This is a genomic window from Candidatus Nitronereus thalassa, assembly GCF_032191465.1.
GTDB lineage: Bacteria > Nitrospirota > Nitrospiria > Nitrospirales > UBA8639 > Nitronereus > Nitronereus thalassa.
Genome location: NZ_JAQOUE010000001.1, coordinates 3,006,039 through 3,031,610, shown reverse-complemented (window position 1 = coordinate 3,031,610; position 25,572 = coordinate 3,006,039). Strand labels below are relative to the sequence as shown.

Genomic DNA, 25,572 nt, shown 5'->3' with positions numbered 1-25,572 from the left:
CCGAAACAAAAGAACTTCGTCGCGCGGGGACGAAACCTAGCATATAATCCCTCACCTACGCGACGTGGGCAATATCAAAGTCTGGAAACAGAATAACGGCAGGATGTACTTTCAGCACTTTGGCTAGGGCTAATGCCCTGTCTCGACCTATTTGACTGACATTATTTTCCATTGCGGAGATGTTGGATTGGGAAATGCCAGTTTGGTCAGCTAAGTCCTTTTGAGTCAATTCCTGTAATTCTCTGAGTGTTTTAAGCATCTCACCAGGAGAAATCTTACGATTCACCTTAGCCCGGACAAAATCTTTCTTGTTTACCTTCATTTGTTCACCTATCTTAGTTAATAGTCATGAGGATTTACTTCAACTACAAAAACTTCAAATTGTTCTTTCGCAATAACATAAATAACCCGCCATTTCCTACCCAACCGGGAAGAGCGAAACCCCTTCCAGTCTCCCTTCAGTGCTTCATCATGAAACCCTTTGATTTGACGAAGACCAGCTGGCCCTTCCAATTCAACAATGCGTTTCCATGCCTCATATTTTAACACCACATCGGCAGGCAACCTATCGATGATTTTCAACACAGACTTCTTTTCTAAAACGATCCACATAAATTATACTTAATAATATATATACAGAAAAGAGGATATGGCAAGAGATAAAATTTTCCTATACTAAACTCACCAAACTGATCTCAAGCCATAGAAAACCTGGATCCCCGAAAAAGGAAGTCGGGCATAACAGGAAGGGAAATTAAGGAATTTGTACAATTTTTCCCCTGCGTTGGGTGCGGCGGAGCTGGAGGCCCGAATCGGCTTCTTGGCGAAGGCTGTTTGAGCGGCGAGGTGTCTTTTACCTCGAAGCGAGTTCCTGAGCCATCTTGATTCGGGGCGGAGGTGGAGGGACCCTGGAAACCCTTCTCAGAGCAGGGTTGGAAGGGACGCGCACAGGCAAGAACGCTTTTGAGTTCTTTTGGCGAAACAAAAGAACTTCGTCGCGCGGGCGCGAAAGCCCGCTATTAAAAAATGGAATTATTGATTTGGGGTAGGTGCTTCCCACATCGGAATACGAGAAGGTTGGTTTTCTAAATGGCTGGTATCGTAGATACGTTCCTCGCCGGTAATGCCATCCTCATTGGGATCTGACCACATTTCGCCTTTGGACGTTTCGAACTTTCCATTCCCATTGCGATCCACCCAATAAAATAAGGGTGAGCCCACGGTAATCACCACGGGCGTACCAAATTCATCAAGCCAGACTTTGTAAGTGCGCCGGGCGGTCATGTAATCCACATGACCCACTCCTTTCATGTCGAATTCTCGAAAGAATAGGTCGTTGCGCCAATCGTAATAGGCCTTGACCTCTCGATTATCAAATTCCTCGGGTTCTATCGGAATGGGAGAATAGTCCCGTAACTGGCTGCCTTGTTCAAGATCAAGAGGTGATTCAGACCCGACCCCCACTGGTGTTAAAGATGAAGGATCTTCACCAGAAAAGACCAAGGCACCCGGGAAAACGGTGAACAAGAGAACCAGTCCGACCCATGCCCTTAAAGAAAATATTCTAGATTTCAATGGTGTTCATCCTCCCTTTGCTTTCCTTCAGAACCATTGTTATGGAACCCTTTGTATCTTACCAAATGATCTTACGAGTTTGCAGGTTAACATTCGCTGGCCCAAAGTCAGTCTCACATTGTGAGGCCGCCGTGGGTCTGGCACAATACCCCTCCCTATGCCACCAACCTTTGCCGATGTCATTTTTCCCCAACGTTCCACTCAATCCTTCACCTACCGCGTTCCATCGACTTGGCAGGACACCTTAAAGGTCGGCCACTGGATCTTGGCTCCCTTTGGACGCACAGCCCGTCCCGGCTTTGTCGTCTCCTTTTACGAAGACTCTTTGAACCCTGCCATACCCTTAAGCAAAATTCGTGAGTTAAAAGACCACCTGACCCCGACACCAGAGTTTGATCTTGATCCCAAAATGATCGCCCTGGCCGAATGGATTGCCGACTATTACATTGCACCCGTTGGGGTCTGTTTTCAATTGATCCAACCTCCTCAACCACCTTTTAAAACCACATCGCGCCTACGGATCACAGAGTTAGGGCAACAAGCTCTTGAAAGAGGACGCCTTGCGAACGCTGCCAAAAACCTCTTGGGCATTTTGAACAAAAAACCAAAAGGATTGACTCTCCAGACTCTTAAAAAAAATATCCCTACAGGCTCCTCAACCCTTACCCAACTGAAGCGTCAGAAGTGGGTGGAAGAAGTTCACCTTTATTCCGTCCCTTCTCGTAGTGAACCCCCCACTGCCCTATCCGAGAGAACACCCTCAGATTTAGACAAAAAAGATTCGGCCAAAGGCACTGAACCCATTGATCATCCACCGTGGTGGAAGAATTTCCAACGTCACTTGTCTCAGCCATCGTTTGGAGAATTCTTTACAAACACCAAAGGCCAGGGCTTCACTTCTCTTCTCGTGCACTCTATCCAAGAAACCCTCAAGCAACAACGAACAGTGCTAGTCATCTTGCCTGATATTTTTCAGGCAAGGGCTTGCGCCCACACCTTGCAAGAAAAACTGGGTATCAATATTGGGCTGTATCATAGCGGGATGCCTGACCCTCTTCGCATGAAGGAATGGCAGGCCATCCAACGAGGCCGCTATCAGGTTGTGGTCGGAACGCGAATGTCTGTGTTTGCTCCGGTTCCTTACCTAGGCCTCATCTGCCTCAGTTATGAGGAAGACTCCACCTACAAAGATGAGCAAGCGCCATACTATCACGCACGAGAAGTGGCACGAGAACGAACTCGTCTCAGTCACGCCACCTTGCTCTTGCATTCCCCGCACCCTTCCTTAGAGACGGTGCATCGTTGTTCTTTCACCTCCGCCCCGAATTTCGAACTATCACAGCCGATAGGCCAACAGAGTACCATTCAAGTCGTGGATCATCTTCAAATGCCCTATGGCGTCACGATTTCTGAAGAAATGCGCCAGGGAGTAAACCAAGCACTCGCGGCAGGAGGCGGGATAATTATCTTCCATAATCGAAAGGGATTTTCATCCTCCCTCGTATGTCGTGATTGCGGAATGACTGGGCAATGTGCCCGCTGCCAAGTCCCAATGAGGCTCCTCACCTCTCCACCGCATATGCGATGTCCCTATTGTGGGAAGGAAGAATCAGTCCCGCTTGTGTGCCCGGAATGCTCCGGCTCCCACCTTGAACCCGGCGGCTTTGGCACGGAACGTCTCGAACAAGAATTCCGTCGGGAATTCCCTGAGGCCAACATTGGTCGCTTGGACCGCAATAATGTTCGCACCGAATCTGATGCGCGGGTGATTCGGGAACAATTCATCAAGGGAAGCATTCAGATACTCGTGGGCACGGAAATGTTGTTTCATGGCATGCCTTTGTCGCCAGTGCGTTTCGTAGGCATCCCCTATGCAGACGCTGGGCTCCATCTGCCGGACTTCCGATCAGCCGAACGGTTGTATCACCATCTCCAATCTGCGATTCAGCTTGTGACGCACCACGGCATGGAACCCCAAGTGGTCATTCAGACCCGACTGGCCTCTCATCATGTGATGCACGCCATCGCCCAACAACAGCCCTCAATTTTTTATGACCACGAACTCGCCTTTCGTGAAGCAGTGGGTTATCCCCCCTTCATTCACTTTATACAAATGACAGTATCGGGGGCCAATCAGGTCACCGTTCAAGAAGCCGCAGGACGATGGGTGCAAACTTTGGCCAGTCAATTGGCCTCCCAGACTTCCAACAACAAATCTTCCCTGGCTATGGACACAAAAATTTTGGGGCCCATAGCTACCCAGGGGCTTCGACATCGACGACTGTTTCGGGAAACCATTCTTTTTAAAGCTGATGATGTTGGTCAGGCCAAGACTCTCATTCGCCACACGTATGAATCCATGGCAGCCGACAAACACCACAAAGGATTGCAATTTGGCATCAATGTCGACCCGATGGAAATGGGGTGAGGGAAACCCGTCGCTGGTTGCTCGTTGCTAGTGAAGAAAAAGGCAGGTTGTCGTTTCTTGTCTGATTTTTACTAGCAACGAGCGACTAGCGACGTTTTTTCCGTTGGGCTTTGGCTTGATTGGAGGTGAGGGGCTCACCAGATGAAGAGCTTTCAACTTTGGGTTGCGTGCGACGGTAGACACCGTATGCAAAAGTCAGCCAAAAAATGCCAGAAAACAACCCAAACAACACGGCGGTAAAGACTTTGCTCATTTCTTCAATGGGAGGTTCGGGACCGAACTGTTGAAGTTCACCCAACATTTGAAAAGGCCAAGCCAAACTTTCTAAACCTAGAAGCAACGTAGACCACATCCACACATGGGCAGTACTCGGGCAGACTTTGGCATAAAGAATCGTCAGGCCAACGATAAGGATAATGGTGACGGCTGAAGAAAGATCTCCTTGGAGAAACCACAGACCTACCGTGACGGCAATGGCCCCGAGCACGGCATTGACTAAAAAGAATGGTGTATACGACATAAGCGTCACCCTATCATATTCATTTTGGCTCGCGCACGGGGATTCAGCTGAGCTCGGTTCGAAAGGAGAAAACGTCTCTTGTCATTCTGAGCATTGCGAAGAATCTCTTCTTCACGACCTATTTATTCACATAAGAATTTCCAAGGAAAGAAAAAACAGATCCTTCACTTTATTCAGGATGACAAAAGAGATATAGAGAAAAAGACACCGTATGGAATGTAGAAAATTCACGACCAAACAGGCTGCCCGCCAAGCCGTGTGGGACCAACTAGCGTCCGATCACATTGCCAGATTCCCGTTTCCTCCCCATGGGCGCATCCCAAATTTTTCTGGAGCAAAAGAAGCTGCCGAACGGTTATTTACGATCCCAATATTTCAGAATGCCACCCGCATCAAAGTAAATCCCGATGCCCCACAACGGTATGTGCGAGAACTCGCCCTCCAACGCGGTCTCACGATCTTCGTGCCAACCCCACGACTGAAAGGGGGATTCCGACGATTTGATCCGCATAAAATTCCACAAGAAAAGCTTCGTGAGGCCGCAAGTCTATCAAAGGGGACGCAGTGGGGCGAACTGGTTTCCCTGGAAGAACTCCCACAACTCGATGCCATCGTCACCGGCTCGGTTGCCGTGACACCCAATGGGCATCGATGTGGAAAGGGAGAGGGCTATGGGGACTTGGAATATGCCATATTGTATGAGCTCGGGCACAAGCCCATTCCCGTAGCCACCACCGTTCATACGATTCAAGTGGTGAAGCATTTTCCTTGGGAGACGACAGATCTTCCGCTATCCTTTGTTGTCACACCCTCCACGATAATTGAGGTGAAGGCCCCACCACAGCCACCGAAGGGAATCGACTGGACCAAACTGTCGCCTCAAGATCTAGAGGACATGCCAATTCTGGGAGAGCTGAAACAAAAATCGTGAGACGTGGACCGTGAGGCGGAAAGAATAGCCCACTTTCGCATCTCGCATTACCCAAAGCTATCTAAATTTAGAACACAAGGAGAAAAGGATTTTGGGAATTGGCCGGTTCGCAGGGAAGAAACGTGTTACAGAAAATCTGTTGAAGATTGCTCTTCTTCGGTATTCGAATGCGTGGAAGGGCGAATAGAGGAAATTTCTTTGGGATGAATCAACGTCAAGCATTCCTCGGCCACTGCGTCTTTGTGAAACAACGCATAAATGGGAAATATCTTGGCATGGCCCTCTTCTTGTTGAGAAGGATACAGGACAGGGACCTCGACCCAGGGTGACGGGGCATCCAAACTTGCCAGGCGTAAACGGACGGCTAACAGCATATCCCGAATACGGGCCTCTCCTTCGGGGTTGGCGCTATCTAACGTTTCAGCAATGCTTCGATTCCATAACGACTTCGTAATACCCACGGACAAATTAAACCCAACGCCCTTGGCCTTGTTGGTCACGTCGATCAGTAAGCCTGCATCAATCGCTTCTTGGCGAGACGTGATCTGATGAGCGGGCGTCTGAGAATCCGTTCCATCACTCTCAGCATTTTTCCCCGGTGATGTTCCAAGGGATAAGGCTTCTTCAAACATACCTTCGGCCACCATGGGGTTCTCAAAAGGATCGACGCCCATTTCTGCTGATTCAAGTGCATCAATTGGTAGGCCGCGAGCTTTTATAATCCCGTCATACACAGCGCGGGAAGATTTGGACCAAGACGAATGAAAGGGCTTTCCCTGGTAGGCAGCTTCCGCAGCTTTTTTCTCGTCATGGCTCAAGGCACGTGGTTGTTTATTATCCATACACTAAATTAATAAGGCCCTGAGATTCACAAGTCAAGGTCTGCCTTATTTTTCACTTGACAAATATTTCATGATGTTCAGTAGAAATGCCCCCACCCCATTCGAATCCACATGGGGAAAAAGGGAAATGGGCAGAAAACAAGGTGCATCGCAAAAGAAGGCTATCTGAAAAAATCAAGGCTGGAAGTCTTGAGAATGAAGCGCGAGTTGGACGCCCCCCACTTGGTTCACCAATTGGGTCACGCTCGCATCCATCATTTCCATCAAAGGACCAGGATACAATCCAATCACCAACACTAGAATAGCCAAGGGAGTCACAGTCACCAATTCCCGACGATTCAGATCCGGAAGAAGTCCCGCCGCTTTAGTATTCGGCTCACCTAACGTGACTCGCTGCAACATCCACAGCATGTAGGCTGCGGCCAGGACAATGCCCCCCATGGACAGGAGAACCATGGCAAAACTTGTGTAAGACGTTCCCACCAAGACTAAAAATTCTCCGATAAAATTACAGGTGCCGGGCAGCCCAAAGGAGGCCACAGAAAACAAGAAAAAGAACGCCACGAATTTTGGCATGGGTTTATGCAAGCCACCGTAGTCACCGATCGCGCGGCTATGGGTTCGGTCATACAATTGTCCCACGGAAAGAAATAACGCTCCCGTGGTAATGCCATGATTAAACATTTGCAAAATAGCCCCTTGGATGCCCTGGCTATTGAAGACAAAAATTCCTAGGGTCACAAACCCCATATGGGACACCGAAGAATACGCAACCAGTTTTTTGAGATCGGTTTGCGCCAGGGCCATGTACCCGCCGTACACAATCGCCAACACGGACAACCATAAAATGTACGGAGCAAATAGGGCAGAGGCTTCAGGAAAAATTGGGAGGCAAAATCGAAGAAATCCGTACCCTCCCATTTTCAGTAAGACACCAGCCAGAATCACACTGCCGGCCGTCGGCGCTTCGGAATGCGCATCCGGCAACCAAGTATGAAACGGCACCATGGGCATTTTTATGGCAAACCCCAAGAACAGCGCTAAGAAAATCCAGAATTGCACCTTGGAGGAATACGTATGTTGACCGAGGGCAAGAATATCAAACGTATGCCCCCCTTCCAGGAAAAGCCCGAGAATACCAAGCAGCAACATTAGGCTCCCGGTAAGGCTATACAAGACGAATTTTATCCCTGCGGCGATCCGATTTGGTCCCCCCCATAATATGATCAGGAAATACATGGGAATCATCGTGAGTTCCCACAACATGAAAAATAGAAATAAATCGAGAGCTGTAAACACCACAATCATGGCGCCTTCAACTAACAGGATGAGCATCATGAAGGCACGAACTCTGGTCGTGATCGAATTCCATGAACATAAGATACACAAGGGACAAAGCAAGGTGGTGAGAAACACCAAAAGAATACTGATCCCATCAACCCCTACCGCATAGTGGATATTGAACGTGGGCATCCATGCCATGCGCTCAAGAAACTGCATGCCGGAGTCTTGGTAATCAAACCGAAGACACAACACAACCCCCAGACCAAACTCGATCATCGTGATAACCAACGCCGCACGTCGAATCATCTCTTCATCACGGAAAAACGCCAGAAGGCCCATTCCGATAAAGGGAAGAGCTATCAACCAACTAATCATGTGATCGGCAAACACGGTCATGGAATGCCTATTCAGACTTGCTTGAGAAGCCAGATTTTATGCGAAAATAATGTACCGAAATTCCCATTTTTCTACATCACCCAGGTTTTACGCCAACCGTTCCATTCGCTATTTCACCAGTATATAGAGCAGGGCAATGGCGAGCACCAACCAAAAAATCATCACGAGCAAATGATGTTGCAACGTACGAGGCCCGACTTCATCTAAATACTGCCCCGTCGCATCCGCGCTGACTCCTACCTGATCCATGGTTTTTCCTAACCCACGAATATCAATTAGTTCCCAAAGCCATTGTCCGAGGGTGACACTTTGCCTGCCGATATTAATCGTTAAACGATCAATGCCCTTGAGGTCGACCACCTGCCAAAGCCACCTGGCCAACCGGAGCGAGACGGTTGCCAGCCCATACACGATGCCATCCACACCCTGAACATCAATGCGACGCCAAAGCCAATGCGAGAATCGTAGGGTCGGACGAACAAGATATGCCTCATATATTTCATCGAAATATCCTTTATTGAGGAAAAGCACATACGCCGCTCTTTTCCACTCAGACTCGGTGTCACCATGTTTGTATGACACGGACGGTCGAGAATACGCATAAATCCATCCAAGCACCGCAACCCCCAACGGCCCGACTATCCACACCATCCCTTCTGTGGGAGTAACAATTCCCGGAACCGATGAAGGAGGCAACGCGAGAGCCGGAGTCAAAAATTGAACGAACCAAGACCAGATCCCCATGAGAATTGCGCCCATCACTCCCCCACTCGCCAACACCATCAACAAATGGGAAGGAGAGAACAACCGCGGGCCTGCTGGTTTCGCGATTCCTGTTTCACGATCCCGCATGCTTAGACCAACCCGGAACAGAGACCAAATGCCACGGTAGATATACACCGCCGTAAAAAAGACCGTCAGCAATCCCATGACCCAAAATACCGTTCGAGCGGACGCAAACCCCTGTGCCGCCCACAAGACCTCATACGGCCCAGAGAAAATCACAAACGGTGGCAGGCAGGCCAGCATCAACGCGCCAAGGGAAAGCCATGTTTTTTCTTTTGTAGGTAGGTCCGATTGCGGCTCACCATGGTGATGGGACTGCACAGCTCGCAATGCATTGCCAGTAGACAAAAACAAAAACGCTTTTAAACATCCATGCGCTAATAAATGAAAAATTGCAGCCACGAAGGCGCCAATCCCACACGTCATGATCATAAACCCAATTTGACTAATCGTAGAATAGGCCAGGTTCTTTTTGATATCCGATTGGGTCATGGACACCATCGCCGCAAATAAGGCCGTCACCGCACCCACGACCGCGATAAAGTTCATCGCCGATGGTGAAAGGACTAGGAGTGGGCTCAGACGCACTAACAGAAAGGGACCCGCATTGACCATGGTCGCGGCATGAATCAAGGCCGATACCGGTGTCGGAGCCTCCATGGCAAACGGTAACCAGACATGAAAAGGCATTTGGGCGGACTTGCCCATCGCCCCCATGAATAAAAAGAAGGGAATGACAGTCACCGGATGGATCTGAAAGTCTCCACCCATCCACCCCAAAATATTGACCGTCTGGTCTTTCACACTTTCCGCCTGCGCCAAAATAGTAGGAATATCAAGCGTTCCAAAGGTGGCAAAGGTCAGGATGATGCCAAAACCCAGCCCCACATCCGCAATGGCATTCACCAAGTAGGCCTTCGTCGCGGCTTGAACGGCAGGAGTCCGTTGAGCCCAATGAGAAATCAGCAAATAGGAGCACAGCCCCATCATCTCCCAAAACACGAACATGATCAGCAGATTACTGCTCATCACCAACATCAACATGCAAAAGGTAAAGAAGGAGATCACGGCAAAAAACCGATTGTACCGAGGATCCCCAATCATGTAGCGTGAAGAGAAGACGTGCACCACACCGCTGACCCCAGTGACTAACAACAACAGCAAGACGGTCAGTTGATCAAGATACAGCCCAACCTGAATGGCAAGCGGACCCGACTGAAGGAGCTGATAGAGAGGAATGGAGATTGGGCCATGATTCAATATCTCGAGAAAGGCTCCCACCGACAGAGCAAACGACAACCCCATCGCAGGAATGGCGATTCGATGGCCCTGGTCTCCCCACCGTCGTCCCCCCACCACCAAGGCAAGCGAGGCCAATAACGGCAGAAGCGGGATAAACACAAAAACAGACATGAAAGATTACAGTCCCATCGGCAATGTCTTACTCAGTAAGAATCCCACGATGGGATCACTCCACACGCCCAACGCAATCATGACCACCGACACCACGCCCAAACTCCATTGAATAGGTAGAGGCATCGTTTTCCAGGGGAGGTCGGAAGCGCCTGGAGGCTCCCGAAACAATCGCTCAAATAGTTTGACAAAGTAGGCTAGGGTCAACACCGTGGAGAGGAGCACCGCTCCTACCGCCAGATAATTATTAGCCTCCAGCGATCCCAATATGATGTACCATTTGCCAAAAAATCCGCCGGTTGGAGGAAGCCCAATCATCGACATCGCCGCAATAATAAATCCTCCGGTGATCCAGCCCGACTGACCGCGCAATTTCCATAAATCGTCCACCCCTCGCACGCCATATTGCACCACGGCCAGCCCAGCCAAAAAAAACAGCGCAGCTTGCATAATGGCATCATTCAGCAAATAGAAAACTCCCCCCGCAAATCCGGTTCGGTTTCCTTGACTCACGCCAATAAGAATGATTCCGATATGGGAGATGCCGCCATAGGCAAACATTCGCTTCACATCATTTTGGGTTAATGCCAGAAAGGCTCCGATGACCGCGGCCAGGATGCCGAGGGTGTTGATCATCAAGAGAATGGGGATATGATAGACGACGGCATCTGCTCCCAAGACCCAAAAGATAATTCGAATCCAACCGAATAGAGCCACTTTCGTCATGAGGGAAGCCAGAATGGGGGACACCGATTCCGGCGCATAGGTATACGCATCCGGCAACCATCCATGGAGTGGCACTAGCGCCATTTTGATGCTCAGGCCAATGAACATAAATAGGAGGCCACCCACTACGGCTTTGGAGGTCAATAAATATGGCAACTGCTCCGAGATATCCGCCATATTGAGGGTTCCAGTCGCCGCATAAAAATAACCTACGCCCAATAAATAGAACGAAGCTCCCAAAGTTCCTAAAATGAGATAGCGAAAGGCCGCCACTAACGCTCGTCCGCCGGACACGCCCACCAGACCATAACTCGCCAAAGCCGCGACCTCTAAAAACACGAAAAGATTAAAGAGGTCGCCCGCAAATACAATCCCGGTTAACGCCGAGATCAACAAAAGAATCAGGGTATAAAAATACACGACCCCATGGCCCAGGTCCGTCGGAACCGTTGCACGAGAAAACAACAGCGTCACAAGTCCCAGAAAGGACAACGCCACCAACATCAGACTCGCGAGACCATCGGCCACCCATTCAATCCCCAGGGGCGGGGCCCACCCGCTGAACGCATACCGCACTTCCCCATACTTCAAGACCATGACTAGATTGAGGATTGACAACAGCACCATGACGGTGGACACCGACAAGGCAATTGGCACACATCGTTCATTATGCCGCAGACACACCACCGGCATTGAAATTGCCGCAAAGAGGGGAAGCAGAAACAGCAGAACGGGAAGTTGGTGAATCATTCTAATTTTTTTAAAATTTCTTCTTCGTCGAGACTACCATAGGTTCGGTAAATCGCCGCTGCCAACGCCAAGGACACCCCCAAGGTCGCCACACCCACGACAATCGCCGTGAGCGTCAATACATGAGGGAGGGGATTGGTATACTGAATCGCCTGAACGGGTTCTGTCGTGGAAAGAAGGACGGGAACCGTCCCCCCGTTTTTAGCACTGGTGGAGACGAGAAAAAAAATGACGCTGGTTTGAACAAGATACATGCCCACCAGTTTTTTCACCAAATTGAATCGGGTGACCATAATGTAGAAACCCCAAAGAAAAATAATGACAAAGGTGAGAAAATTTGGTCGGTAAAAAATCGACGACAATACTTCAGCCATTGGCAGAATCCTCAATGATATCCTGGTCGGATAAACTCAAAACAATGGAAATGGCGGTTACGGCCACATCGGCGGCCACACCAATTTGGGTCAACAGAATTCCAATAAAACGTCGCGTGGCGGTTTCCATACCGGGGATTTCCAAATTGCCATAATTTAAAAATTCCCCTCCTCCAATAAGACACAAGCCCCCAACCCCTGCATAAATCAGCATGCCGACTCCATCCCCATGCAACAATTTTTTAGCTATGCGGCTCCGTGAGGCATCGTGACCAAAAATAAGAATGGCTAAAATCATGCTCGTGCCCAGAATCACACCGCCCACAAATCCGCCACCTGGTCCATATTGACCAAACACCAGCACATACAACCCAAAAATTTGGATGACCGGAATGAGAAATCGGCCTAAAGATTGAACAATAATACTGTCATGAGGACGTACCATGAGATTTTCTCCGCAATAATAAAGCACAGACGAGTCCCGCCGTAAAAATCACCACGGTTTCCACCATGGTATCCAAAGACCGATAATCCATTAATACCGCAGTCACTACGTTCGGAGTCTTGGTGTCTAAGTAACTGCGTTCTAAATAAACTGGCGACACATAAGAATTTGAAGGAGAATTGGGATCCCCGAATGTTGGCAGATCGTTCGCCGCGTATAACATCAGGGCCCCAAGAAGAGGTAGGCCGATAAGCACCGCGATGGGGGGCGGTGGTCGACGAAGCCGCCCATCTTTCGGAGCAGTCCCAAACAACGTAAGAAGAAACAGCACGGTCGCTAACCCTGCGCCGACCACGGCCTCGACGAACGCGACATCCACGGCTCCCAGCCATGCCCAGACCAACGAAAGACAAAATCCATAGGAGCCTAATAATAAAATAGCACTCATCAAATCTTTCACTAAAATCGCACCAGCCGCGGTGACGAGCAGAAGAAGGAGCAGGGGAATTTCGAAACTAAACGTCATCGTTTTTCTCCATCCCACGGTTTCAACCCGGCGCGAACCGCGGCCCGAAGCGTCGCATGAGAAATCACCGGATTTTGTAGATACAGCAGGGCCAACACCGCAAGAATTTTGAAAAAATTCACGGTCGATCCTTCATGTAATGCCAGACCGGTTAACAGCAAAAACGCCCCAAGTGAGTCTGTCAATGAAACCGCATGCGAGCGAGAAAACACATCTGGTAATCGCACTACCCCAATGGCCGCAACAACAAGAAAAAATAATCCTAACAGGATCAACACCATCGACAGTATTTCCATGCTACGGTAATCCCTTTTGTTCAAGAAATTTGGCCACGGCGAGAGCCCCGACTAAATTCAAAAGGGCATAGCCTGTGGAAATATCCACAAACATTTCAGCCCGATCATAGACCATTCCAATGACGACCAATAAAATGATTGCCTTGGTGGATATGCCATTCAGTCCTAACACACGATCGAAAATCGTCGGCCCCTGAAGCACGCGATAGAGATAGACGCCGATCAGTCCAGTCAATACCACCATGACAAAAAGAAAGAAATCTCTCATGATCTCCCTACCTCTTCCTTGAATACTTCAGCGATTTTTGATTCGATACGTCCGCTCGTCACATCCTGAGCCGACAATTCATCCAAGGCATGGACCAAAAGGACATTGCCATTCACCTCTGCCGTAATCGTCCCTGGCGTCAAGGTAATAGAATTACCCAACAACACCACCGCCGGAGGTTCTCGGAGGGTTGACGTGTATTGAATCAGCCTTGGATGAATGGGAAGGCGTGGGTCAAGGATCAACCTTGTCACATGTAGACTACTCTGCACGATGCGGATGAAGAGCCAGGGGAGATACCAAAGGATCTTTCCCCATAAGCGAAACCGAGGAACGAACGGAGAATGCCCAGAATTCAGCCAGGCCACCAAAAAGGATAGGGCAAATCCCAATCCCAAATGGATGGGATCAAAAGATCCCGACAGCATGATCCACACAACAAATAAGGCAAGGGTTTTTAGAAAAAGGAATTGAGAAGAAATTGGTCTCATGTTTGGCCGTATATTTTCCTGGGATCTTATCCCAAAAAATTGACCTAAATTCGAGTTCCTAAAAAAAAGCCAACCGAGTGCTTCGAATCAAATATTCGATCAGCCTCTGGTTGGCATGTCCTGTTCCCAGTCCCTAGGCCAAGAGCCTTTGATCCTCCCAGCCAAATAAATGGGCAATCGGTTCGACAAGGGTTCTTACCAACATCGCCGACCGATTCTTTCCATCATTAGCTTCCTTGGCTTCCTTATACCAACGTTACGCTCCGGTAACAACAGAAATCATTTTCGTTCCTCAGTCCTTTGAGCACTAAGATGTCCGCATGTCCAAGCAAGAAAGTGCTTAGGAATTTCGTATCGGAAGAAGAAAATTTGTAAAAATCTTTGAGCCACAAAATAGGCATTATGATATGCAGATTCGATGAAACGATGTGAGGAATATGGCCGACTCTTAACAGCTCTCATCCATAGGAGTTCCCCCCATTAATTTTTCCCCTGGTGGTCTCCTGCGCCGCTTGAGAGATCATCCGAACGGCGGGATGCTTAATCTTGCGTTCAATGGAAATGGCATAAAATCTTTCGCGAATTGTCGGCACTCGACCAACAAGATGGACTCGATACTGACGTTGCACTTCGTCTTCGATCAACGTAGGTATGGCAAAGACTCCGCATCCTGCTTGGCCAAAGGCTTTTAGCAAGGCACTGTCTTCAAATTCTCCCACCACTTTTGGATGCATCGCATGGCTTTCAAACCAATGCTCTAACGACCGGCGCAACACGGTATTATCTGTCGGAAGCAAGAAGGGAGCACCCTGAAGCGACCGAGGAAATCGCCGGCGATATTTGGGAGCCATTCGAGGAGGAGCCATGATCGACACCCCACATTCAATGAGTTGGTGGCTATACGCCCGAATGCCTAACATGGGCGGCAACGGCGCATCCGCCAATACAATATCCAGACGATGAATAGCGAGTTCGGCCAATAAATTTTCCAACTTTCCTTCCCAGCAAATCAGTCCAATGGGATCCGTCCCCTTCACAGCTGGCTCTAGGAGACGGTAGGCCACCAGCTTGGGCAGGACTTCCGTGATTCCCACCACCAATTTGGGAGAGCGTTCAGGTTTGGCTCCTCTCACCACTTCCTTGATTTCTTTTCCCAGTGAAAAGATCTCTTCCGCATAGCGATAGACCATTTGCCCAACATCGGTGAGGACCAACCCACGCCCAGCCCGCCTAAATAATTTCTCTCCGAGATCATCTTCCAGCATGCGCAACTGGCCACTGATGGTCGGCTGTGCCAACCGAAGCTCTTCGCAAGCCTTTGCAATGCTCCCCTCTCTTGCGACCGTCCAGAAATAATACAAATGATGATAATTGAGCCAATCCATGCCAGAAGTTATACATCGAATTTTCCGATGTGTCACGGCCAATTTATCTATTATTCAATGCAAAAACGCTTATGCTAAGACATTTAGAATTGGAAAGGGCCATTCATCCTTCTGAAATTTTTCAAAACCTGGATGGCTACAACGGCATAATGAATGAGGATCTGTTCCCCCGACTATCATGGGGCATCCCATTCCATGGAGGCTTGGCACCTCAGGGCGAAAAGGATTCTTGTCGGCAATGACCCCTGGAAGTCACACCACCGATGCCCAGAGCAGGAAAGCAAAAAAAGTTTCGAATCGTTGTTGCGGAAAAAAACACCAAGTGCCGTACCATAGCTTGCGATTTGGTTAAGCGGCTCCATTGCATTCCAATTCCTGTGGAGTCTGTTCCTGAAGCCTTGGATGCAATTCGCACACACCGGATAGATTTGGTGCTCTTGGATGTAGACTTAGCTCGATTGGAGAACTTAGACGCCGTAAACACTATCAGACAAATTGCTCCGCTGGTCCCAATTGTGATGATGAGTCAGGTGTTTACACCAACGCTGGCAAGGCGTCTATGCGACCGTGGTGTCCAAAGCTTTCTGGTCAAACCCATACAACTTGACCAATTGGCGATGACCTTGTTTCGATATCTTTTGTGATGAACAATGATGAACCACCCAAATAACGAGCCAGGCTCATGAACGCTGAAACATCACATTCTTCTCCGCTCGTTGCGATTATCATGGGAAGCCAAAGCGATTGGGAAACTATGCGTCATGCTAGTGAAATATTAACTGAGCTTTCGATTCCTCATGAATGCTCCATTGTGTCGGCCCACCGAACACCGGATCGGATGGTCGACTTTGCCACTAATGCAGAGACACGAGGACTTCGCGTGATCATCGCGGGAGCGGGCGGAGCAGCACATTTGCCAGGTATGACCGCAGCAAAAACGATTCTTCCGGTCCTGGGAGTTCCAGTACAGTCTCGGTCCCTCAAAGGAATGGACTCGCTTCTCTCCATAGTGCAGATGCCGAAGGGGGTCCCGGTGGGCACACATGCCATCGGTGAAGATGGTGCCGCAAACGCCGCCTTACAGGCTGTGGCCATTCTGGCGGTTTCTGATCAAGAAATCCGCCAACGGCTCCGGGCTTACCATGTACAGACAACTCGCCAGCTACCAGAGGAGCTCACATGACTATGATTCTTCCTGGGGAAACCATCGGAATCTTGGGTGGAGGACAACTGGGGCGCATGCTGGCCATGGAAGGTCGAAGAATGGGGTATCGGGTTGGCATTCTTGATCCGACGGAACATTGTCCGGCAGCTCAGTTTGCGGATTTCTCCGTGCAATCAGAACTGACCGACACGCAACGCCTTTTGGAATTTGCGGCTCAAGTGGATGTACTCACTATTGAAACAGAACTCGTGCCATGGAAGCTTCTTGCACAGTTGGAATCAGTGAAGACGACTCAGCCTTCGTCTTTTGTCCTCGCACTTGTCCAGGATCGATTGGTCCAACGACAGTTTCTTCAAGATAAGAATTACCCACAAACCTCCTTTGCCTCGGTGAAGGATCGGTCCTGTTTAACAGACGCAGCTCAACGCGTGGGTTTCCCTTCGATATTAAAAAAACGCCGATCAGGATATGACGGCAAGGGACAATTCCGAGTGGGCAGCAGAGACGACCTCCTTGCAGCTTGGGACGAGGTAGGTAAAGTTCCATCCATTCTGGAAGCCATCGCACCATTCAAGATAGAATTGTCGGTGGTTCTGGCCCGAAATCTCAAACGGGAAATTCGACTGTACCCCCTTGCGGAAAACGTTCATCAGCTCAATAAGCTTCATACCACAATAGTTCCTGCTCGCATCACAGAATCCGCTCGGACACGCGCGGAAGAGCTCGCCGTTTCCATCGCCGAGGCTCTTGACTACTGCGGGGTCATGGCCGTTGAATTTTTTCTCCTTGAAGACAACACGCTTCTGATCAATGAAATTGCTCCACGCCCTCATAACAGTGGACATTTCACATTTGGCGCCTGTTACACCTCTCAGTTCGAGCAACACCTCCGGGCCATTTGCGGATTACCGTTGGGTGACCCTACGCTCCTCTACCCCGTACTTATGGTGAACCTACTTGGGGATCTTTGGCAAAACGGCCCCCCACGGTGGGATCGCCTCTTCGCTTATCCCCACATCCAACTTCACCTGTATGGAAAAGACCAGCCAAGGCCGGGAAGAAAAATGGGGCATCTTCTTCTCCCAGCAGAAAATCCGGATGACGCATTGGATCAGGCCAATGTGCTACTCCAAAGTCTCACGCTTGAAAATTCTCCAAAAGGAAATCTCTCAGATGCTGAACTAGGAGAGGACTCCCCTCGCCCGCCATTAGATCCATTGGAAATCTCTGCATGAAAGTTTGGCAAGTCAACTTGAACGTAAAATACTGGAAACCACGTCTTTCAAAGACCAAGGTAGGGAATTTTTTCTGCCTATTGCTTTTTAAGTGTCATGTAGCGGACTATCATCCAAACGAGGGAGCTTCAAACTGGCGGGCTTGGCGGTGCATGCGGCTTTTTTCCAGGCTCCTCTGGCAACACGGTGTTTACCCAAACACCTACACGATCGGCAATAATTTCCCATCCGAGATGTCATTATGACGATATTCATCGCCATTCTCATTCCCCTGCTACCAATTAGCTCAGCCTTTATCATCGGCCTGTTCGGAAAACAATTAGGAGAACAGAGTTACAAAGTAGGAGTACCTGCTTTAGTCATGGCTTTTCTTGGATCCCTTTGGCTGGTCTATGCCGTCAGTGTGGATGGGCCAATTCGCATCGGCTTGCCATCTCTTTCTTCTGAAGCCCCCGGTTGGTTTCATTTGGGCTTGTTCATCGATCGCCTGAGTGCTGTGATGATCGTACTTATTACCGGCGTCAGCACCATTATCCACCTCTTCTCCATCAACTATCTCCAGGGAGAACGAGGGTATGCCAGATTTTATGCGCTGCTGGGTTTGATGACTTTTGTCATTCTCTGTTTGGTCTCCAGTGCCAACCTCTTCATGCTGTTTGTGTGTTGGCAATTGCTCAGTTGGGTATTGTATCTCCTACTCGCCTACAACTTTTCTCATCCACCAGCTGTAGACTCCGCTTTTAAGACATTAATCGTCCATAGAGTGGGCGACGTGGCATTTTTGGGCGGAATTCTTCTGACCTATCACCTATATGGAACTCTAGAATTCTCAGAACTCTTTGCCCGTGCCGCTGAGACCGCGACAATGATTTCTCTTTGGCCTGGAGGTGACCTGTCAGTCAGCGCCGTCACTGTTATTACACTGTTATTGTTTGTCGGGGCGATGGCCAAGTCCGCCCAATTTCCCTTGCACGTTTGGTTGCCAGACACCATGGACACCCCCACGCCCGTATCTGCCCTCATGCATGCTGGCATCGTGAATGCCGGAGGGTTTTTGTTGAACCGTTTGGCTCCTTTGTATGGCCTATCTCCCACCACACTACACGTGGTCTTTGCCATAGGCATGCTTACAGTGATCTTAGGGGCCAGCATGATGCTGGTTCAAAACGACATCAAAAAAACATTGGGATTTTCGACCATGGCCCAAATGGGCTACATGATTATGGAATGCGGATTGGGGGCATTTGCGCTCGCCATTTTTCACCTCATGGCCCACGGGCTGTTCAAAGCCACGCTATTTTTGAATGCAGGAAATGTCATCCATGCGTCACGCCACGAACCAAAGAAGCCGATGATCAGCCATGGTGGAGCCGCAATACCATTTTCACGAGCCACGTGGATTACGGGAGTCGGTGTCACATTGCTCTTGCCGTTGATTATTCTCTTGGCTGCACATGGGATATTGAAAATTCCCTTGCGAGACGCCCAAGGAGCAGTCATCTTTTTATTCTTCGCTTGGGTAACAGCTTCCCAAGCAATGTTTAGCTTATATCGACTCTATGAGGCGTCCTGGAAAGTCGTCGGGGTCATGTTGCTGGCCTTGGTCATGATCGTTTTCACCTATTTATGGGGAGCAGAAACCTTCACCTACTTTTTATATCCCCAACCTGGCGTCGCCCATCAGTATTTCCAAGTCGCCGCGCTCCATGGCGGATTGTTTGATGTATTGGTGATCCTAGTCACAGCCCTGATTATCCTAAGTTGGGCCGTTCTTTATACCAGGGCAAGTGGGCAAAGAATTTTTCTCCCTGGATGGATTTCCGCCCTGAGGCCTCAACTCTTCCTCCTTTTTATGAACCGCCTTTATGTTGATCAGTTCTATAACACCGTGTCGCAGAATATCATTCACTTCGCAAAACGCCTCGACCATAGCCTCGCAGGCTGGAGGAGGCCGTGATGGAATGGTGGTCGGTCCAAGCCATGTTGATGATGGCAACCCCCGTTCTTGGTGCCGCTTTGGGAACAATCTTTTGGTCAAGGCCTCAGGCCTTTAAGATTTGTGGGCTGCTGATGATCACCACAACCTGGCTGATCGTGACCGTTCCTCTCTGGATGTCAGGGTTACCTTGGAACTTTTCGTTCTTCTTCATGCACTTAATTATATTGACCGGATTACTAACCATTCTCGGCCAACCTCCCAACAAAGAAGCCTCGATCTCCTTTTGCCTCATCCTGTTATTTACAGGCTTAGGCTTAGGCTATGTGGCCAGTCAAGGGCCCTCCACCCAAATTGTGTTATCCGGGATTTTTGGATTACTGATCCTCATGTTCATTCGGCATGGGGGGCAAAGCCGAGAAATCCCTTGGTTTGCCATAGGCATTTTGGTTATGGGTATTCTTGCACTCTTTCTTTCCCTGGTGCTTCCAGATTCTATCAGGACCTTGACGTTATTGGTCCCACTCATCATCGTCTGGCCGCTACTGCCTGTTCATAAGGTTTTTGTAGCCTCTGCGAGCCAATTGCCTGGCATGGTTCCCGCGTTTCTCGCGGTTCTCTTACCGAGTCTGGGATTGTATGGCTTCATCAACCTACTCCCCGTCATACCCGATAGCCTGTTCAATCTCCTTTGGGTTCTCGCTATTGGCAGCGCCATATACGGATCGTTCCTTGCATTGGCTCAGGACTCGATGGACACCTTGGTAGCTTATGCCCATATGACACTTGGTGCGATCGTATGGTGGTACGCCGCAGTCACGCAATCAGTAACTCCAGGGGCGGTTGGATTTTTGGTCGGTCTGAACCTCGTGATGTGCGGACTGCTCTTAGGGAACCATTGCATATGGACGCGTTTTGGACATATAGATTTACAAATATCCCACGGCTTAGCACGCATCATGCCTCGGTTCTCTACACTTTTTGTCTTGTTCATTACCGCCGCCTTGGGACTTCCTTTCTTTACCATTTTCTCGGCCTTCATGGAGATGATGTTGGGCATCGCCTCACCTCCCGTAAAAAGCCTCGTGGTAATTCTTCTGGCCTGGCTTATGGCTTCTTGGTATTTCCCTCGGCTGATGCAACAAGTGCTATTCGGACATCCTTCACCGGGGACTAGGTCCGGGCATGATCTTCATCATTACGAACAGGTTTCACTCATCCTCCTATTGGCTCTTTTGATCATACTCGGAATGGCTCCATCGGATTGGTTCGGAATTGCCGACCCTTCAATTTCCTTGGTGCAATTATCTTTGGGGATTTCACAGGTTTAAATATGGATACTCTCACGACCCGTCAGTACAGCGAATCTCAACAAATGGAAATGCGCTCGCTGGTCAATCTCGCAGCCGAGGTGATTGCATATTACTGGCCAATGCGAACGTTTATTCACCATAATATTCTCCATGGATTGGAATATTTAGATTTTGATGAAGCCATTCAACAAGGCCAACGCTTTCTCGGTGGTCGGCCCTATCTCTCCAATGAACAATTTCGGGAATATTTTCTAACCGGCCGAATTCGCGGGGAGGAACTCGAAGCGGCACTTAGGCCATTGGCACAGGACAAAACCGTAACAATAGGCAACACACGCATCAGTCACCTTGAAATACTCAAGGCTCACATGATTCAAGGGAACAAGGAAGAGGGTCCTCACGAAGAGAACCCTCTCCTGATGACCCTCATGAATCGATTGGAAACGATACTCCCTCCACCAAATCAGGACGCCCAAGCTCAAGCCGACGTTCAAGCCCTAGGACGGGACGTCACTCTCAGCACATGGTGTGATCGCGTTCTGGGAACCAGAATTGTTGAACAAATCAATGGGGAACTTATCAAGTGGTGCGGAGCATTTGTAGATGAAGGTCATGCGGCCTGGGGCATGCCGTATCGCGAATCATCGCTTTACCATGCATGGAAAAGACTTGCTGAACACGATCTTAACGGTTCATTACTCGGCATCCCAGACTGGACACACAAGGTCCGGGCCTTGCCAGAACGTCCGGAAGATACCATCCTCATGATTTTTGAAACCATTGGCCTTCCAAAAGCTTTATGGATGGATTACCTCTCTCTTCAACTTGGCGCCTTGCCAGGATGGACCGGGTTTATCAAATGGCGTGCCGAAGAGGCAGGCTATGAGTGGCAAGAAGTCTACCCCGCCAGCCTGATCAAATATTTGGCCATCCGGCTATTTTATGAAAGTGAACTAGTCAGGAAGGCATGCCAAGCGGAACTAGGATTTGCCGGAACCTATGACAACCTGCTGGCCTTTATGCAAGACCAAACATCAGTATACGGCCTGCGCCAAGCCCGCGTGACTGGCGAATTACCTCGAAATTATATACATCAAGTCGATCGCCTCCGATACGGGTACTCAGGAAATAACAATGAGGCATGGAAAACACTTGCCACACAATACAGGGCGGACATGCTACTTGAAAATCGCCACAAAGAAACACAAACGAAGGCCAGAAACCTCTTGGGTTTGTGTGAGATTCTGAATTTAGACCCGGCGACCCTCAGTAACACTGCCCCTAGCGAGCTACAGACCATTTTGTCTTGGATGGACGATTTTCCAGAAAAGCTCCACCCCCCATATTGGTTGGAAGCCTTTGAATCGGGCTATCGAAAGTCCCTTTTGCAACAACTAAGACCCAAAATTATTGCGAAACAAAAAACTACTGGTCTGGACCAGGTCGAGAATGGCGAAGTTCGTCCATTAACCCAAGTCATCCTGTGTATTGATGTTCGCTCGGAAGGGTTTCGTCGGCATTTGGAAGAAATCGGGGGATATGAAACGTTGGGTTTTGCAGGTTTTTTTGCAATTCCCTTCCGCTTTCGTGCCTTCGGAACCCATCATGAAACTGACCAATGCCCGGTTCTGCTGAAACCCAAGCATGTGATACGGGAAGTTCCGCGAGCTTATCAAAACTTGGAAGCCGAAAAACATCTTGCCGGCATACAGCTCCTTCAGACCGGCCATCACTTGCTGCACAACCTCAAAGAAAATGTGATTACCCCCTATGTCATGGTCGAAGCGCTGGGATGGTTTTTTGGCATTCCTTTTATTTTGAAAACTACTTTCGGCACGTGGTATCGGGAACTTTCATCATGGATTCAGCGGTCTTTTGCCCCATCAATTGCCACGACCCTTACCGTGAATAAATTGACCGAGGAGGAGGCCCTTGGAATGTTAGCGGCGGAACAACGACCCACAATCCGCCGTGCGTTACGAGAACAACTCAATCTGTCTGGCAAAAAAGTGACTCAAGAAATCGTGGAGACCTTGCGCCAATATGCATTGGAGGAAAATAATTTCCGTGGCCCTCTCCCCGAGAAATATCGCCAGGCCCTTGGGTTGACACCGGACCAAGAAACTGCCTTCATCGGCATCCTCCGCGACCACTACCGTATCGATTCGCGCGGCGCCTCAGATCGATTACATCGCATTACCCAAACAGGTTTTACATTAACAGAGCAAGTCAATTATGTTGAAACTAACCTTCGCCTCATGGGTCTCACCAAAAATTTTGCACGATTAGTCCTGTTGTGCGGCCATGGAAGTACCTCCGATAACAATCCCTTCGAATCTGCCCTCGATTGTGGAGCCTGCGGAGGCAATCATGGGATGCCCAACGCCCGCACGTTTGCATTCATGGCCAACAAGTCTGATATCCGAAAACTTCTCCAGAAGCGAGGAATTACGATTCCACAGGATACCTATTTCCTTGCTGGGCAGGTTGATACGACCACCGATGCCGTCCAGTTTTTTGATTTAGAGGATGTGCCTTCGACCCATCGTCACCAATTGTCACAGTTGATTCTCGACCTTGAAGAGGCCGGTCAACAAAATAGCCTAGAGCGATGCGGTCGATTTCCCGATGTGCAGAAATTATTATCTGCTGAAATGGCGGCCCGGGAAGTGAAAAATCGCAGCCTGGATTGGTCCCAAGTTCGACCCGAATGGGGTTTATCTGGCAATGCGGCCTTTATCGTGGGACGCCGAGACCTGACCATGGGCTTGAATCTGGAAGGACGGACGTTCTTGCATTCGTACGATTATCAAGGAGATCCTACCGGCAAGTTCCTGCAGATCATCTTAACCGCACCCGGAGTCGTCATCCAATGGATCAGTATGGAGCATTACTTTTCCACTGTGGATCCTGAGATCTATGGGAGCGGGAGCAAAATGTATCATAACGTGACTGGCCGAATCGGTGTCATGTTTGGCACACAAAGTGATTTACGAATTGGGCTGGCGTGGCAGACTGTCATGGAAGGGGAGCGGCCCTATCATGAAGCCATGCGGCCACTCTATATTGTGGAAGCTCCACGCGATCGCATTAGCATGCTTATCCAAAAGAATGAGATCCTGCAACGTTTTTTTGACGGCCGCTGGGTTCATTTAATCGCTTTGGAACCAGAGGAAGGAATTTTTTACCAATACCGTCCAAGGCAAGGATGGAGTAAAATAGCTGAACCGACCTCTCCAAATGCTATAGAATAAGTCACCGCCCCAAACATTCGGCGGAAAAATACAAAGAACAATCTACTCGCTCTAGAAAAAAGGAGTGCATGCGCCATGAGTGGTCTAATTCTTCATCCCATGAAGGAAATCAAAATCATTATTGAGGGAGAGCATCTGAAATTTGTGAGTGACTTGCTAGACAAAGTCAAAGCCACCGGGTACACGGTCATCAACATTATTTCAGGAAAAGGGCACCATGGATTTCATGAAGGGCACCTCATGTTTAATGACACGGCTAGCCAAGTCATGGTCTTCACGGTGGTACCGGCAGAGAAAGTTGAACCAATACTTTCTGGCCTTGGGCCACTCTTCGATCGACATTCGGGGGCAATGTTTGTGTCTGATGTGGCGGTGAGCCGTCGAGATCGTTTCATTCCAGAGAAACCGTGACGAGAGATTTTTACCGAATCATGTGAAAAGAACTCCTCTTAGAAATTCCCAGGTGACTGTGGGACTAAATTGATGGAATTCGAGGGTGTAAGGAGCGAAAACTATGAGATTGAGCCATCAATTATGGGACAGTTGTTGAAGGATTTCAGCAATCTGAATGGTGGAGAAGGTAGCGGTGCGCTCATGACAGAAGCCTCACTCTTTTGCTCTACAGTAAATTCTTCCCAAACACAAAAAGAGGGAAACGTTGTCGCTGGATGCGTTTTGCCTCGGAAAAATAAATAACCAAAGCCAGGGGATCTTTGCCCTACTTTGACCCTCTCCTTCGGCCATATCTTGACCTACTCCCTCGGAAAGCGGCATGACCGCCCTCATTGCACTCCGCCATTTTCATCAGGTGAGAAACTCTAACCATTTCCTAACATACCTTTTCTAAACAATCTAAAAGTTTCCCCTCTGCCATTGTAGGAGTCGATACCCGAAAACGGCTTAATATTAACCAGATTTATCAGAATCGTTCCGCGAACTCTTCATAAACGACAATTTCTCTGCATGATTTATTCGTGAAGACTAGGTCAGCCAGCGTACCATTCGAGAATGGTGCCAGAGGGTCGAACATTCGGATTCGAAAAAGGGAACCTAGTGGCACTCTACTACACTATATAACCCATTGATGTCGTTCTAGGTCCAACTACATTCTGGAATGTACTTTGCCTTAGCTGAAATTAAGATACCTGCTCAATCCTTTCCAATTCCGATGAAAGTAAAGTTTTTCCAGATTTGCCCAACATAAAAAAATTTATGTATTTGTTTATGTCACGC

At 49.0% G+C, this 25,572-nt stretch carries 24 protein-coding genes; 9 read left to right on the top strand and 15 right to left on the bottom strand.

The window, feature by feature from the left end:
* Positions 1-55 precede the first annotated feature (55 nt).
* From PPG34_RS13625 to PPG34_RS13615, 3 genes are all read right to left on the bottom strand, one after another.
* Positions 56-322 carry a helix-turn-helix domain-containing protein gene (locus PPG34_RS13625; protein ID WP_313833961.1) on the bottom strand — a complete coding sequence of 89 codons (267 nt, stop codon included), beginning with the start codon at positions 320-322 and terminating at the stop codon, positions 56-58.
* A gap of 17 nt (positions 323-339) precedes the next feature.
* Positions 340-612, bottom strand: coding sequence for a type II toxin-antitoxin system mRNA interferase toxin, RelE/StbE family (locus PPG34_RS13620; protein ID WP_313833960.1), 273 nt, complete (start codon positions 610-612; stop codon positions 340-342).
* Positions 613-1,032: 420 nt separating this feature from the next.
* Positions 1,033-1,575: a hypothetical protein gene (locus tag PPG34_RS13615; RefSeq protein WP_313833959.1), complete on the bottom strand. Its 543-nt coding sequence runs from the start codon at positions 1,573-1,575 to the stop codon at positions 1,033-1,035.
* A gap of 157 nt (positions 1,576-1,732) precedes the next feature.
* Between PPG34_RS13615 and priA the strand changes: the two genes are divergently transcribed.
* Positions 1,733-4,003, top strand: a complete 2,271-nt coding sequence (gene priA / locus PPG34_RS13610; protein ID WP_313833958.1) for a replication restart helicase PriA — start codon at positions 1,733-1,735, stop codon at positions 4,001-4,003.
* An 85-nt stretch (positions 4,004-4,088) separates the two neighbouring features.
* Here priA and PPG34_RS13605 read toward each other — a convergent pair whose 3' ends face one another.
* Positions 4,089-4,523: a hypothetical protein gene (locus PPG34_RS13605; RefSeq protein ID WP_313833957.1), complete on the bottom strand. Its 435-nt coding sequence runs from the start codon at positions 4,521-4,523 to the stop codon at positions 4,089-4,091.
* A 211-nt stretch (positions 4,524-4,734) separates the two neighbouring features.
* Here PPG34_RS13605 and PPG34_RS13600 point away from each other — a divergent pair, with 211 nt between their 5' ends.
* A complete protein-coding gene (locus PPG34_RS13600) occupies positions 4,735-5,454 on the top strand; it encodes a 5-formyltetrahydrofolate cyclo-ligase (protein ID WP_313833956.1) in 720 nt (239 codons plus the stop codon).
* A 125-nt stretch (positions 5,455-5,579) separates the two neighbouring features.
* Here the strand turns inward: PPG34_RS13600 and PPG34_RS13595 are convergent, their stop codons facing one another.
* The 11 genes from PPG34_RS13595 to nhaR all read right to left on the bottom strand — a co-directional run bounded on the left by PPG34_RS13595 (position 5,580) and on the right by nhaR (position 15,472).
* A complete protein-coding gene (locus PPG34_RS13595) occupies positions 5,580-6,296 on the bottom strand; it encodes a hypothetical protein (RefSeq protein WP_313833955.1) in 717 nt (238 codons plus the stop codon).
* A gap of 174 nt (positions 6,297-6,470) precedes the next feature.
* Positions 6,471-7,976, bottom strand: a complete 1,506-nt coding sequence (locus PPG34_RS13590; protein WP_313833954.1) for a complex I subunit 4 family protein — start codon at positions 7,974-7,976, stop codon at positions 6,471-6,473.
* Positions 7,977-8,084: 108 nt separating this feature from the next.
* Complete coding sequence (locus PPG34_RS13585; protein ID WP_313833953.1) at positions 8,085-10,175, bottom strand: NADH-quinone oxidoreductase subunit L; 2,091 nt, start codon at positions 10,173-10,175, stop codon at positions 8,085-8,087.
* Between the two features lie 6 nt (positions 10,176-10,181).
* A complete protein-coding gene (locus tag PPG34_RS13580; RefSeq protein WP_313833952.1) occupies positions 10,182-11,651 on the bottom strand; it encodes a complex I subunit 5 family protein in 1,470 nt (489 codons plus the stop codon).
* Complete coding sequence (locus PPG34_RS13575) at positions 11,648-12,025, bottom strand: sodium:proton antiporter (protein ID WP_313833951.1); 378 nt, start codon at positions 12,023-12,025, stop codon at positions 11,648-11,650. Before PPG34_RS13575 ends, PPG34_RS13580 begins: the two co-directional genes overlap by 4 nt.
* Positions 12,018-12,470: an MnhB domain-containing protein gene (locus PPG34_RS13570; RefSeq protein ID WP_313833950.1), complete on the bottom strand. Its 453-nt coding sequence runs from the start codon at positions 12,468-12,470 to the stop codon at positions 12,018-12,020. The genes PPG34_RS13575 and PPG34_RS13570 overlap by 8 nt, the downstream gene beginning before the upstream one ends.
* Complete coding sequence (locus PPG34_RS13565; RefSeq protein WP_313833949.1) at positions 12,454-12,996, bottom strand: DUF4040 domain-containing protein; 543 nt, start codon at positions 12,994-12,996, stop codon at positions 12,454-12,456. The genes PPG34_RS13570 and PPG34_RS13565 overlap by 17 nt, the downstream gene beginning before the upstream one ends.
* Positions 12,993-13,292, bottom strand: a complete 300-nt coding sequence (mnhG, locus tag PPG34_RS13560) for a monovalent cation/H(+) antiporter subunit G (protein WP_313833948.1) — start codon at positions 13,290-13,292, stop codon at positions 12,993-12,995. Before mnhG ends, PPG34_RS13565 begins: the two co-directional genes overlap by 4 nt.
* A 1-nt stretch (position 13,293) precedes the next feature.
* Positions 13,294-13,560 carry an MrpF/PhaF family protein gene (locus PPG34_RS13555; protein WP_313833947.1) on the bottom strand — a complete coding sequence of 89 codons (267 nt, stop codon included), beginning with the start codon at positions 13,558-13,560 and terminating at the stop codon, positions 13,294-13,296.
* Positions 13,557-14,051 (bottom strand): Na+/H+ antiporter subunit E, encoded by a 495-nt coding sequence (locus PPG34_RS13550; protein ID WP_313833946.1) that lies wholly within the window; start codon positions 14,049-14,051, stop codon positions 13,557-13,559. Before PPG34_RS13550 ends, PPG34_RS13555 begins: the two co-directional genes overlap by 4 nt.
* Before the next feature lie 458 nt (positions 14,052-14,509).
* Positions 14,510-15,472: a transcriptional activator NhaR gene (gene nhaR, locus PPG34_RS13545; RefSeq protein ID WP_313833945.1), complete on the bottom strand. Its 963-nt coding sequence runs from the start codon at positions 15,470-15,472 to the stop codon at positions 14,510-14,512.
* A 227-nt stretch (positions 15,473-15,699) separates the two neighbouring features.
* Between nhaR and PPG34_RS13540 the strand changes: the two genes are divergently transcribed.
* The 7 genes from PPG34_RS13540 (at position 15,700) to PPG34_RS13510 (ending at position 24,750) form a co-directional block, all read left to right on the top strand.
* A complete protein-coding gene (locus tag PPG34_RS13540) occupies positions 15,700-16,080 on the top strand; it encodes a response regulator (protein WP_313833944.1) in 381 nt (126 codons plus the stop codon).
* A 38-nt stretch (positions 16,081-16,118) separates the two neighbouring features.
* Complete coding sequence (gene purE, locus PPG34_RS13535; protein ID WP_313833943.1) at positions 16,119-16,619, top strand: 5-(carboxyamino)imidazole ribonucleotide mutase; 501 nt, start codon at positions 16,119-16,121, stop codon at positions 16,617-16,619.
* A complete protein-coding gene (locus PPG34_RS13530; protein WP_313833942.1) occupies positions 16,616-17,836 on the top strand; it encodes a 5-(carboxyamino)imidazole ribonucleotide synthase in 1,221 nt (406 codons plus the stop codon). Before purE ends, PPG34_RS13530 begins: the two co-directional genes overlap by 4 nt.
* A gap of 241 nt (positions 17,837-18,077) precedes the next feature.
* Positions 18,078-19,793 (top strand): NADH-quinone oxidoreductase subunit 5 family protein, encoded by a 1,716-nt coding sequence (locus PPG34_RS13525; protein WP_313833941.1) that lies wholly within the window; start codon positions 18,078-18,080, stop codon positions 19,791-19,793.
* The gene (locus PPG34_RS13520) at positions 19,793-21,103 is read left to right on the top strand and encodes a proton-conducting transporter transmembrane domain-containing protein (RefSeq protein WP_313833940.1); all 1,311 of its coding nucleotides are present in this window, start codon (positions 19,793-19,795) and stop codon (positions 21,101-21,103) included. Before PPG34_RS13525 ends, PPG34_RS13520 begins: the two co-directional genes overlap by 1 nt.
* 2 nt (positions 21,104-21,105) lie before the next feature.
* Positions 21,106-24,339, top strand: a complete 3,234-nt coding sequence (locus tag PPG34_RS13515; RefSeq protein WP_313833939.1) for a DUF2309 domain-containing protein — start codon at positions 21,106-21,108, stop codon at positions 24,337-24,339.
* A gap of 75 nt (positions 24,340-24,414) precedes the next feature.
* The gene (locus PPG34_RS13510) at positions 24,415-24,750 is read left to right on the top strand and encodes a P-II family nitrogen regulator (RefSeq protein WP_313833938.1); all 336 of its coding nucleotides are present in this window, start codon (positions 24,415-24,417) and stop codon (positions 24,748-24,750) included.
* Positions 24,751-25,572: the final 822 nt, after the last annotated feature.

Coding starts and splice junctions, on each gene's coding strand:
- PPG34_RS13625 (WP_313833961.1), bottom strand. CDS start 322: ATGAAGGTAAACAAGAAAGATTTTGTCCGGGCTAAGGTGAATCGTAAG.
- PPG34_RS13620 (WP_313833960.1), bottom strand. CDS start 612: ATGTGGATCGTTTTAGAAAAGAAGTCTGTGTTGAAAATCATCGATAGG.
- priA (WP_313833958.1), top strand. CDS start 1,733: ATGCCACCAACCTTTGCCGATGTCATTTTTCCCCAACGTTCCACTCAA.
- PPG34_RS13605 (WP_313833957.1), bottom strand. CDS start 4,523: ATGTCGTATACACCATTCTTTTTAGTCAATGCCGTGCTCGGGGCCATT.
- PPG34_RS13600 (WP_313833956.1), top strand. CDS start 4,735: ATGGAATGTAGAAAATTCACGACCAAACAGGCTGCCCGCCAAGCCGTG.
- PPG34_RS13595 (WP_313833955.1), bottom strand. CDS start 6,296: ATGGATAATAAACAACCACGTGCCTTGAGCCATGACGAGAAAAAAGCT.
- PPG34_RS13590 (WP_313833954.1), bottom strand. CDS start 7,976: ATGACCGTGTTTGCCGATCACATGATTAGTTGGTTGATAGCTCTTCCC.
- PPG34_RS13585 (WP_313833953.1), bottom strand. CDS start 10,175: ATGTCTGTTTTTGTGTTTATCCCGCTTCTGCCGTTATTGGCCTCGCTT.
- PPG34_RS13580 (WP_313833952.1), bottom strand. CDS start 11,651: ATGATTCACCAACTTCCCGTTCTGCTGTTTCTGCTTCCCCTCTTTGCG.
- PPG34_RS13575 (WP_313833951.1), bottom strand. CDS start 12,025: ATGGCTGAAGTATTGTCGTCGATTTTTTACCGACCAAATTTTCTCACC.
- PPG34_RS13570 (WP_313833950.1), bottom strand. CDS start 12,470: ATGGTACGTCCTCATGACAGTATTATTGTTCAATCTTTAGGCCGATTT.
- PPG34_RS13565 (WP_313833949.1), bottom strand. CDS start 12,996: ATGACGTTTAGTTTCGAAATTCCCCTGCTCCTTCTTCTGCTCGTCACC.
- mnhG (WP_313833948.1), bottom strand. CDS start 13,292: ATGGAAATACTGTCGATGGTGTTGATCCTGTTAGGATTATTTTTTCTT.
- PPG34_RS13555 (WP_313833947.1), bottom strand. CDS start 13,560: ATGAGAGATTTCTTTCTTTTTGTCATGGTGGTATTGACTGGACTGATC.
- PPG34_RS13550 (WP_313833946.1), bottom strand. CDS start 14,051: ATGAGACCAATTTCTTCTCAATTCCTTTTTCTAAAAACCCTTGCCTTA.
- PPG34_RS13540 (WP_313833944.1), top strand. CDS start 15,700: ATGCCCAGAGCAGGAAAGCAAAAAAAGTTTCGAATCGTTGTTGCGGAA.
- purE (WP_313833943.1), top strand. CDS start 16,119: ATGAACGCTGAAACATCACATTCTTCTCCGCTCGTTGCGATTATCATG.
- PPG34_RS13530 (WP_313833942.1), top strand. CDS start 16,616: ATGACTATGATTCTTCCTGGGGAAACCATCGGAATCTTGGGTGGAGGA.
- PPG34_RS13525 (WP_313833941.1), top strand. CDS start 18,078: ATGACGATATTCATCGCCATTCTCATTCCCCTGCTACCAATTAGCTCA.
- PPG34_RS13520 (WP_313833940.1), top strand. CDS start 19,793: ATGGAATGGTGGTCGGTCCAAGCCATGTTGATGATGGCAACCCCCGTT.
- PPG34_RS13515 (WP_313833939.1), top strand. CDS start 21,106: ATGGATACTCTCACGACCCGTCAGTACAGCGAATCTCAACAAATGGAA.
- PPG34_RS13510 (WP_313833938.1), top strand. CDS start 24,415: ATGAGTGGTCTAATTCTTCATCCCATGAAGGAAATCAAAATCATTATT.